The 9,883-nt window shown below is 74.4% G+C and carries 9 protein-coding genes; 2 read left to right on the top strand and 7 right to left on the bottom strand.

The features are described 5' to 3' along the window. Positions 1-137 precede the first annotated feature (137 nt). Entirely contained in the window at positions 138-1,787 is a 1,650-nt protein-coding gene (purH, locus tag ACFU9A_RS08035; RefSeq protein WP_430574703.1) for a bifunctional phosphoribosylaminoimidazolecarboxamide formyltransferase/IMP cyclohydrolase, read from the bottom strand. Between the two features lie 128 nt (positions 1,788-1,915). Further along, on the bottom strand, positions 1,916-2,509 hold the full coding sequence (locus ACFU9A_RS08030) for a TetR/AcrR family transcriptional regulator (protein WP_430574702.1): 594 nt from the start codon (positions 2,507-2,509) through the stop codon (positions 1,916-1,918). A gap of 93 nt (positions 2,510-2,602) precedes the next feature. On the opposite strand from ACFU9A_RS08030, the gene ACFU9A_RS08025 reads away from it, so the two are divergent. Then, positions 2,603-3,628: an SDR family NAD(P)-dependent oxidoreductase gene (locus tag ACFU9A_RS08025; RefSeq protein WP_430574701.1), complete on the top strand. Its 1,026-nt coding sequence runs from the start codon at positions 2,603-2,605 to the stop codon at positions 3,626-3,628. Between the two features lie 63 nt (positions 3,629-3,691). Here ACFU9A_RS08025 and ACFU9A_RS08020 read toward each other — a convergent pair whose 3' ends face one another. Next, entirely contained in the window at positions 3,692-5,005 is a 1,314-nt protein-coding gene (locus ACFU9A_RS08020) for an MFS transporter (protein ID WP_430574700.1), read from the bottom strand. Positions 5,006-5,089: 84 nt separating this feature from the next. Between ACFU9A_RS08020 and ACFU9A_RS08015 the strand changes: the two genes are divergently transcribed. Continuing rightward, the gene (locus ACFU9A_RS08015; protein ID WP_430574699.1) at positions 5,090-5,671 is read left to right on the top strand and encodes an ArsR/SmtB family transcription factor; all 582 of its coding nucleotides are present in this window, start codon (positions 5,090-5,092) and stop codon (positions 5,669-5,671) included. A gap of 36 nt (positions 5,672-5,707) precedes the next feature. Here the strand turns inward: ACFU9A_RS08015 and purN are convergent, their stop codons facing one another. The 4 genes from purN to sucC all read right to left on the bottom strand — a co-directional run bounded on the left by purN (position 5,708) and on the right by sucC (position 9,870). After that, positions 5,708-6,364, bottom strand: a complete 657-nt coding sequence (purN, locus tag ACFU9A_RS08010) for a phosphoribosylglycinamide formyltransferase (RefSeq protein ID WP_430574698.1) — start codon at positions 6,362-6,364, stop codon at positions 5,708-5,710. A 23-nt stretch (positions 6,365-6,387) separates the two neighbouring features. Further along, positions 6,388-7,644 (bottom strand): DUF6350 family protein, encoded by a 1,257-nt coding sequence (locus ACFU9A_RS08005; protein ID WP_430574697.1) that lies wholly within the window; start codon positions 7,642-7,644, stop codon positions 6,388-6,390. A 120-nt stretch (positions 7,645-7,764) separates the two neighbouring features. Continuing rightward, entirely contained in the window at positions 7,765-8,661 is an 897-nt protein-coding gene (gene sucD / locus ACFU9A_RS08000) for a succinate--CoA ligase subunit alpha (protein WP_430574696.1), read from the bottom strand. Positions 8,662-8,700: 39 nt separating this feature from the next. Further along, positions 8,701-9,870 (bottom strand): ADP-forming succinate--CoA ligase subunit beta, encoded by a 1,170-nt coding sequence (gene sucC / locus ACFU9A_RS07995; protein WP_430574695.1) that lies wholly within the window; start codon positions 9,868-9,870, stop codon positions 8,701-8,703. Positions 9,871-9,883: the final 13 nt, after the last annotated feature.

The following is a 9,883-nucleotide window of genomic DNA, read 5'->3' as shown; positions in this document are numbered from 1 at the left end:
CCCCGGCCGCCTCAGGCCCGCCGGCCCCGCCCCGCCCCGCCCCAGCGCGGGTGCGGGCTTGACCCCCCACGGCCCGGTTCGAGGATCAAGCCAGCACGCTCGATGCTGCGGGGGTCAGGCTCCGGCTCGGGCTCCGGTCAGTGCGCGAAGTGGCGCGTGCCGGTGAGGTACATCGTCACGCCGGCGGCCTGGGCGGCCTCGATCACCTCGGCGTCGCGGATGGACCCGCCCGGCTGGACGACGGCGCGCACGCCGGCGTCGAGCAGCACCTGCAGGCCGTCGGCGAACGGGAAGAACGCGTCGGAGGCGGCGACGGAGCCGCGCGCCCGCTCCACCGGGCCGGACTCGCCCTCGGCGAGGGTGTTGGCCCGCTCGACCGACAGGCGGCAGGAGTCGACGCGGTTGACCTGGCCCATGCCGATACCGACGGCGGCGCCGTCCGCGGCGAGCAGGATGGCGTTCGACTTCGCGGCGCGCACGGCCTTCCACGCGAATGCGAGGTCGGCCAGCGTGGCCTCGTCGGCCGCCTCGCCGGCGGCGAGGGTCCAGGCCGCGGGGTCGTCGCCCTCGGCCTGGAACCGGTCGACCTCCTGGACGAGCATGCCGCCGGAGATCGGGCGGTTCTCGGCCACGGCGCGCGGCGGGGAGTCGACGACGAGCAGGCGCACGTTCTTCTTCTTCTGCAGGATCTCGAGCGCCTCGGGCTCGAACCCGGGGGCCACGACGACCTCGGTGAAGACCGGCGCGATCCCCTCGGCCGCGGCCCGGGTGATGACGCGGTTGGCCGCGATGACGCCGCCGTACGCGGAGACCGGGTCGGTGGCGTGCGCGCGGGCGTGCGCCTGCGCGACGTCGTCGCCGACGGCGATGCCGCAGGGGTTGGCGTGCTTGATGATCGCGACGGCCGGGCCCTCGTGGTCGTGCGCGGCGCGCCACGCCGCGTCGGCGTCGACGTAGTTGTTGTAGCTCATCGCCTTGCCGTGCAGCTGCGTGGCCTGGGCGAGGCCGGTGGACCCGTCCGTCCGCGTGAAGAGGGCGGCGCGCTGGTGCGGGTTCTCGCCGTAGCGCAGCACGGCGGCGCGCTCGAACGTGGCGCCCGCGACGTCGGGCATGTGGGACTCGAGCGCGACCTCGTCGGGAGCGTAGGCGCTCGCGAACCAGGAGGAGACCGCGACGTCGTACTGCGCGGTGTGCGCGAACGCGGCGGCGGCGAGGCGCTTGCGCTGCGCGAACGTGAAGCCGCCGCCCTGCACGGCCGCGACGACGTCCTCGTAGCGGGCCGGGTCGACGACGACCGCGACGCTCGGGTGGTTCTTGGCCGCCGCACGCACCATGGACGGGCCGCCGATGTCGATCTGCTCGACGACCTCGTCGGGGCCGGCGCCCGACGCGACCGTGGCCGCGAACGGGTAGAGGTTCACGACGACCAGCTCGAACGTCTCGATGCCGAGGTCGGCGAGCTGGGCGAGGTGGTCGGCCTTGCGGGTGTCGGCCAGGATGCCGGCGTGCACGCGCGGGTGCAGCGTCTTGACGCGGCCCTCGAGGCACTCGGGGAAGCCCGTGAGCTCCTCGACGCGCGTGACGGGGATGCCGGCGTCGGCGATCTTCCCGGCGGTGGAGCCGGTCGAGACGAGCTCGACGCCGGCCGCGTGCAGGGCGGTGGCCAGCTCGACCAGGCCGGTCTTGTCGTAGACGCTCAGCAGCGCGCGCCGGACGGGACGCTGGGCGTCGTCGGCGAGCTGGACGTCAGGGGCGGTGACGTGGGAGTCGGACGGTGCGCCGGACATGAAGGTCTCCTCGAAAGTCGTCTCTCGAAGACCCTGGCACCCAGGCGGGCGGCGCGCACAGCGGGTCGATCTGGGGGCGGCCGCTCCCCGGTGGTGACCCACCCTCGCCAGTCACGGCCGCGGCGAGTCTATCGAACTCCGCGCCCGGCGGGCAGCCGCACGACGTACCCCAGCAGCCGCCACGCGTGGGTCGCCAGGCCGGGCCGCTCGGCCGGCGGGCGGCGGGTGAGCGCGCCCGCCACGAGCTCGACGCCGAGCATGACGTCGGCCACGGTGGTGCCGGCGGGGACGTCGCCGGCCTCGAGCGCCGGGCCCAGCCGGTCGGCGAGGACCCGCTCCACGCGGTCGCGCAGCTCCGCCAGCCGCTGCGGCCGCCCCTCGACGAGGAGGTCGACGACCCCGACGGACTCGACGGCGTGCGTCGTGAGCAGGCCGAGCACGTCCGGGAGGGCGGCCGCGCCGTCGGCGGCGAGCTCCTCGACGGCGGCGACGTTCTCCTCGACGACGGCGGCCACGAGGGCGACGCGGTCCGGGAAGTGCCGGTAGAGGCTCCCCTGCCCGACCCCCGCCAGGCGCGCGACGGAGCTCAGGGGCGCCGCCGTGCCGGACTCGGCGAAGACCGTGTGCGCGGCTTCGAGGAGGGCGGCGCGGTTGCGCGCAGCCGCCGCGGGGCCGGGGTTGCTCCGGGCGGGCGGGCCGGACTTGCTCGGGACGGTGGGCACCGGAATACACTAGCAACCGGACAGTGTTGTCCGGTTAGGTCGTCGAGAGGCGACGCACCAGCCCGCGAGGGAACCGCCAGCAAGGAGAGCACCATGGCCCTGACCGCATCCTCGACCGTCGGCGAGTGGCTCGACCACCCCGTCGGAGGCCGCATCCTCGGCGCCGTCCTGGAGCAGGCCGGCGCGTCCGCCGAGGCTCTCGCCCCGGCCCGCAGCCTGCCGCTCGAGCAGCTCGTCACCCTGTCGAACGGCCAGTTCCCCGCAGAGATGGTCGACGGCCTCGTCGCCGCCTACCGCGAGCAGGCGCCCGACGACGCCGCCGGCTCCGACGACCCCGGGACGACCGGCGCGCCCGCCCCCTGGGCCGAGCAGGTCACCCCCGGCCGCTTCGCCGGCCAGACGGTGGTCGTCACGGGCGCCGCGTCCGGCATCGGCCGGGCCGTCGCGTCGCGCGTGGCGCGCGAGGGCGGGCGCGTCGTCGCCGTCGACCTCGCGAAGGAGAAGCTGGACGAGCTCGCCACGTCCCTCGGGGGCGCAGAGGTCGTCCCCGTCGCCGGCGACATCACCTCGCCCGAGTCCGTCGAGGAGATCGTCCGCGCCGCCGGCGACCGGGTCGACGCCCTCGCCAACGTCGCCGGGATCATGGACGACATGGGCGCGGTGCACGAGCTCACCGACGCGATGTGGGAGCGCGTGATGCGCGTGAACGTGGACGGCACCATGCGCCTCATGCGCGCCGTGCTGCCCGGCATGCTCGCCGCCGGCCGCGGCCGGATCGTCAACGTCGCCTCCGAGGCGGGGCTGCGCGGGTCCGCCGCGGGCGCCGCGTACACGGCGTCCAAGCACGCCGTCGTCGGCCTCACCAAGTCGTCCGCCGTGATGTACGCGGGCACGGGCGTGCAGGTGAACGCCGTCGCGCCGGGCGGGGTGGCCACCGGCATCCAGGTGCCGGGCCAGGCCGAGTTCGGCGCCGCCCGCCTCGGCCGGTTCATGGGCAACATCCCCGGGATCGCGACGGCGGAGCAGCTCGCCGCGTCCATCACGTTCCTGCTGTCGACGGACGCCGTGAACCTCAACGGCGCGGTCGTCGCGTCGGACGGCGGCTGGTCCGCCGTCTGACCCCCACGACGCGTCGGAGCCAGGGCGGGACCCACCCCGCCCTGGCTCCGACGTGTCGCGAGATCACTCCGCGGGCATCGGGAGGGCGTCGTCGGCCCAGGCGTCCGGGGTGCCGACCCGCCACAGGGACCGCACCAGGGCCAGCCCGACGACGGTCGCGGCGAGCAGCGCCACGAGGGTCCACAGCACCACGCCGATGCCGCCCGCCCCGAGGAGGCTGCCGCCGACCAGCGGCGCGAACGGCATCGCGGCCACCCCGCTGAGCCCGAGCACCGAGGCCAGCCGCCCCTGCATCTCCCCCGGCGTGATCGCCGCGGTGTAGCCCGCCATCGCGGCGTTCACCGCCGGGACGAGCAGCACGCCCACGCCGATGAGGACGACGTACGCGAGGTAGGTCTGCACCAGGGCCATGCCCACGAACGCGACCACCAGCAGCCCGAGGGACACGACGGTCACGGCGCCGAGCCGCAGCCGCGCGACGAGCCGCGGCGCGATCAGGGAACCGAGCAGCATCGACGCCGCGGCGACCATGTTGAACACGCCGATCAGCACCGGCGAGGTCCCGGTCGCGGCGAGCTCGAGGCTGATGCCGATCATCATGCCGCCCAGCGCGACGTTGACCATGACGAACAGCCCGATGCAGGCACGGAACAGCGGCACGGCCCACACGAAGCGCAGGCCCTGCTTCAGGGAGTCCAGCGGTCGGGTGGCGCGGGCCGCGGCGTCGTCACCGCCCAGGGGCTCCCGGACGAAGAAGGCACAGGCGGCCGTGGCGGCCTGGCCCACGACGGCCCCGACCATCGGCACGACGTGCGCGACGCCGTAGAGCGCGCCGCCCAGCGGCCCCCCGAGCATCCCGGCGACGGCGTCGCGCCCCTGCGCGGCGGCGTAGGCGGTGGGCAGCTGCGGCTGCGGGACGACGGCGCGGAACGCGCCGCTGATCGCCGGGTCGAGGAAGGCCGTGGCGACCGCCGCGCCGAAGAGGACCGCGGCGAGGTGCCACGCGGTGAGCCCGCCGACGACCCCCGCGACGACGACCGTCGCCCACAGCAGGGCCGCGACGCTCGCGGCGACGACGACCAGCCGGCGCCGGTCCGTGCGGTCGGCGACGACGCCGGCCGGCAGCGCCGCGAGCAGCGCGCCGGTCTGCCCCACCGCCGCCACCACGCCCGCGGCGGTCGGCGAGCCCGTGAGCTGCAGCGCCAGGAGGGGCACCGCGAACTTGGTGATGCTGCCGCCCAGGGACTGTGTCGTGAGACCCGTCATCAGCAGCATGTAAGGCCGGTTGCGGCGCAGGGGCGCGAGCGCCTCGGTCGCGTCGACGGTGACGGTCTCGCTCGCGGTGGACGGCGCTGCGGCCGTCAGGGTCTCGGTCATGAGCACGACGTTAGACCCGCAACTCTTGTTGCGCAATAGTTATTGCGCATCTGATGTTGCGGGAATCTTGCTAGGCTCGTCCCCGTGCTGGAAACCATGGAGATCAGCGAGCCCGAGGCGCTGCGCGCCATCGCGAACCCGGTCCGTCAGCGGATCCTCATGCAGCTGTCCGTGGTGGGGCACGCGCGCGCCGCCGACCTCGCGGAGGCGATCGGGCAGCCCGCCAACTCGGTCAGCTTCCACCTGCGCGTGCTCGCCAAGGCCGGGCTCATCGTCGAGGCGCCCGAGCACGCGCGCGACAAGCGCGACCGGGTGTGGACCAACGTGGCGGAGACCTTCCAGATCAGGTCCAACTCCCCCGCGGCCGGGACGGCGATCCTGCGGCCGGCCCTGCGCTGGATCTCCGACGTCTTCTCGTTCGAGGAACGGGACGACGGCACCGCCCGGCGGCAGTTCCTGCTCACCACGCTCCTCCTCACCAAGGACGAGGCGGACGAGATGGCGCAGGAGCTGTCCTCGCTGATCGACCGGTGGAGCCAGGAGAACCTCGCGAAGGCCCGTGAGGACGCCGACGTCCCCCGCGGGACCTACCAGGTGGTCACGGTCCTCGGACCCCGCGACGACACGCCGGCGGACGACGACGGCGCCGAGGCGCCGAAGGGCTGAGCCGACGAGGGACCGAGCCGACGAGGGGCAGGGGACTCAGCCGAGGGTCGCGCGGCGACCCTCGACGCGCAGGCCCTCGCGGGCGACGCGTCCCACGGTCTCCACGAGGAGGGTGCGCTCGGCGACCTTGATCCGCTCGTGCAGCGCCGACTCGTCGTCGGCCTCGAGCACGGGCACGGTGGCCTGCGCGAGGATCGGGCCGGTGTCGACGCCGGAGTCCACGACGTGCACCGTGCACCCCGTGACCTTCACCCCGTAGGCGAGGGCGTCGCGCACGCCGTGCGCGCCCGGGAACGACGGCAGCAGGGCGGGGTGCGTGTTGACGACCCGCCCCGCGAAGCGCTCGACGAACGACGGCGCGAGGATGCGCATGAACCCCGCGAGCACCACGTAGTCCGGCCGGAAGACGGCCACCGCCTCGGCGATGCCGACGTTCCAGGCCGGGCGGTCGTCGAAGTCCCGCGGGGAGACGACGACGGACGCCACGCCGGCGTCGCGGGCCAGGTCGAGGGCGCCCGCGTCCGGCTTGTCGGAGACCACGCCGACGACGCGGGCCCCGTAGGCGGCGTCGTCGTGGGCCGCGAGCAGCGCCGCGAGGTTGGATCCCCCGCCGGAGGCGAGGACGACGAGCCGGGCCTGGGCCGTCTCCTGGGCCGACGTGGACGCGACGGGGTGGCCGGACGGGGTCTGCACGACGCCCACCCTACCGGCGGCCCCTACTCGCGCCGCAGCCGGGCCCCCACGTCCAGGTACGCGCCCACCAGCACCACCGCGGCGCCGACCCCGACCTCGACGGCCACCACCGCGCCGACGAGCAACGGGTCCGCGCCGACCTGCGCCAGGCGGCCGGCACCGACCGCTCCCCCGGCCCACCGCTGCAGCAGCCCCGTCACGACGCCGGCCAGCAGCACCACGCCCAGCAGCACCTGCGCGACGTCGGGCCAGCGCACCCGCTCCGGGTCGAGCCGGCGCCACGCGAACCACCCCGCGAGCAGCCCGCAGGCCACGACCGCCAGCGGGCCGGCCACCGTCGCCGCCGTGCCCGACCAGTCCGGCCCCGGCAGCGCGCCCAGCAGGGGCACGGCGGGCAGCGGACCGGTCGTCGTGCCGCCGGGGGCGAACAGGGTGTCCTGCCCGACGGCGAACCCGGGCCCCGCCATCCACGCCGTCGCCCACAGCACGAGGTTGGGCAGCAGGGCGAGCTGCGCGACCGCGAACACCACGCCGCCGATCCAGCCGGGGTCGAGGCCCGTGACCACGTCCTCCGACGTGGCGCGCCCGGCCACCACCCACACCCCCGTGAGCGCGGCGCCGAGGCCCACCAGCGCCACCAGCGCGACGGTGCCCGCCTGCATCCCGAGCCGCACGACGTCGGGCACGGCGCGGTCGAGGAGCCCGCCGGGCGCGACGACGACGGGCCGATCCGGCGGCACGAGGATCCCGAGCGCGGCGCCCGTCCCCCCGACGACGAGTCCGCCGAGCGCCGCCAGCGCGAGCCGCGGCCCGGTCGCGGCCAGCCCGTCCCCGCCGGCCACGCCGGCGGTGGCGATCGCGAGCGCACAGGTCACCACGGCATAGGCGGTCGCCGCACCGACCCAGGCCGCGAGCGTGGGCAGCGCCGAGCGCTTGACCGAGACGTACGTCGTGAAGACCGCGAGGGCCCCGATCCCGAGCGGGACGAGCGTGACCACGCCGGTCCCGGCGGCCAGCGGCACGCCGTGGCCCAGCAGCCAGAGCCCGGTCGCGACGCCGACGGCGCCCGTCCAGGCGGAGTCGGGCGAGCCGCCGAGCACGCCGACCACGGCGAGCAGCACGACGACCGCGCCGGACAGCACGATCCCCTGCAGGGCGGCCCAGGCGCCGGACGTCGACGCGGCGAACCGCTCTCCCCCGCGGCCGGGGCGCCGGGCCGGGGCGCCGCCCTCGACCGTGCGGCCGGTGCGGGTGGATCGGGTTCCGGACGGTGCGCTCACGGGGCCATCGTCACCCGGGCGCCGGGCGGAACCGCGCAGACACACAGGACCCCGCGGACACGCGGACGGCGCCCGCCCCCGGAGGGACGGGCGCCGTCGCGCGCAGCGTGCTCGGCGTCGTCAGAGCGCCTGCAGGATCTCCCGCATGAGCTCGGCGGTCTCGGACGGCGTCTTGCCGACCTTGACGCCGACGGCCTCGAGGGCCTCCTTCTTGGCCTGGGCGGTGCCCGCCGAGCCGGAGACGATGGCGCCGGCGTGGCCCATGGTCTTGCCCTCGGGGGCGGTGAAGCCCGCGACGTAGCCGACGACCGGCTTGGTGACGTGCTCGGCGATGTACGCCGCGGCACGCTCCTCGGCGTCGCCGCCGATCTCGCCGATCATGACGATCGCCTTGGTCTCCGGGTCGTTCTCGAAGGCCTCGAGCGCGTCGATGTGCGTGGTGCCGATGACCGGGTCGCCGCCGATGCCGATGGCGGTCGAGAACCCGAGGTCCTTCAGCTCGTACATCATCTGGTAGGTCAGCGTGCCCGACTTCGACACGAGGCCGATCGGGCCCTTGCCCGTGATGGTGTGCGGCGTGATGCCGGCGAGCGACTCGCCCGGCGTGATGACGCCGGGGCAGTTCGGGCCGATCATGCGGGTCTTCTTGCCCTGGAGGTAGGCGAAGACCTCGGCCGAGTCCTGCACCGGGACACCCTCGGTGATGACGACGATCAGCGGCATCTCGGCGTCGACGGCCTCGATCGCCGCGTCCTTGGTGAACGCCGGCGGCACGAACAGGACCGACACGTTCGCGCCGGTCTCCGCCATGGCCTCCTTGACGGTGCCGAAGACGGGGAGCGTGACGTCGTTGCCCTGGTGGTCCTTGTGGCTCACGGTGGTGCCGGCCTTGCGGGCGTTGACGCCGCCCACGATCTGCGCGCCGGAGTCGAGCATCAGGGCGGTGTGCTTGGCACCCATCCCGCCGGTGATGCCCTGGACGATGATCTTCGAGTCCTTGTTGAGGTAGATCGACATGGCTCTTCTAGTCTCTGCTCTCTGCGGTCCGGCGGCGGGTCAGGCGTTGGCCAGCTCGGCGGCCTTGTCGGCGCCGCCGTCCATGGTCTCGGCGAGGGTGACGAGCGGGTGGTTCGCCTCGCGCAGGATGGCGCGGCCGAGGTCCACGTTGTTGCCGTCGAGGCGCACGACCAGCGGCTTGCTGGCCTCGTCACCGAGGATCTCCAGCGCGCCGACGATGCCCTTGGCGACCTCGTCGCAGGCGGTGATGCCGCCGAAGACGTTGACGAACACGCTCTTGACCTGCGGGTCGTTGAGGATGACGTCGAGGCCGTTCGCCATGACGGTGGCGTTCGCGCCGCCGCCGATGTCGAGGAAGTTGGCGGGCTTGACGCCACCGTGCGCCTCGCCGGCGTAGGCGACCACGTCGAGGGTGCTCATGACGAGCCCCGCGCCGTTGCCGATGATGCCGACCTCGCCGTCGAGCTTGACGTAGTTGAGGCCGTTCTCCTTGGCCTTGGCCTCCAGCGGGTCCGCCGCGGCCTTGTCCTCGAGCGCCTCGTGGTCGGGGTGGCGCACCTCGGAGGCGTTGTCGTCCAGCGTGACCTTGCCGTCGAGGGCGACGATCGAGCCGTCCTCGGTGCGGACCAGCGGGTTGACCTCGACGAGGGTGGCGTCCTCGGCCGTGAAGACGGTCCAGAGCTTCTGGATGACGTCGGCGACGGGGGCCTTGAGCTCCTCGGCGAAGTTCGCGGCGTCGACGATCTCGCGCGCCTTGGCCTCGTCGATGCCCACGATCGGGTCGACGGCGACCTTGGCGAGCGCCTCGGGGCGCTCAACGGCGAGCTGCTCGATCTCCATGCCGCCCTCGACGGAGCACATGGCGAGGTAGTTGCGGTTCGCGCGGTCCAGGAGCACGGAGAAGTAGAACTCCTCGGCGATCTTGGCGCCCTGCGCGATCATCACCCGGTGGACCGTGTGGCCCTTGATGTCCATCCCGAGGATCTCGGTGGCCTTCTCCTCGGCCTCCGCCGGGGAGTGGGCCAGCTTGACGCCGCCGGCCTTGCCGCGGCCACCGACCTTCACCTGGGCCTTGACGACGACGGTCCCGCCGCCGAGCTTCTCTGCACCTGCGCGAGCCTCTTCGGGCGTCGTCGCGACGACGCCGCCGAGCACGGGCACGCCGTGCTTCTCGAAGATGTCGCGAGCCTGGTATTCGAACAGGTCCACCCTGCTGCGTCCT

Source organism: Isoptericola sp. NPDC057653 (genome assembly GCF_042799955.1).
Lineage (GTDB): Bacteria > Actinomycetota > Actinomycetes > Actinomycetales > Cellulomonadaceae > Isoptericola.
This window is presented reverse-complemented; position numbering and strand designations above follow the sequence as displayed.

Excerpts from the sequence above, each read along its gene's own strand:
- purH (WP_430574703.1), bottom strand. The coding sequence starts at position 1,787 with ATGTCCGGCGCACCGTCCGACTCCCACGTCACCGCCCCTGACGTCCAG.
- ACFU9A_RS08025 (WP_430574701.1), top strand. The coding sequence starts at position 2,603 with ATGGCCCTGACCGCATCCTCGACCGTCGGCGAGTGGCTCGACCACCCC.
- ACFU9A_RS08020 (WP_430574700.1), bottom strand. The coding sequence starts at position 5,005 with ATGACCGAGACCCTGACGGCCGCAGCGCCGTCCACCGCGAGCGAGACC.
- sucD (WP_430574696.1), bottom strand. The coding sequence starts at position 8,661 with ATGTCGATCTACCTCAACAAGGACTCGAAGATCATCGTCCAGGGCATC.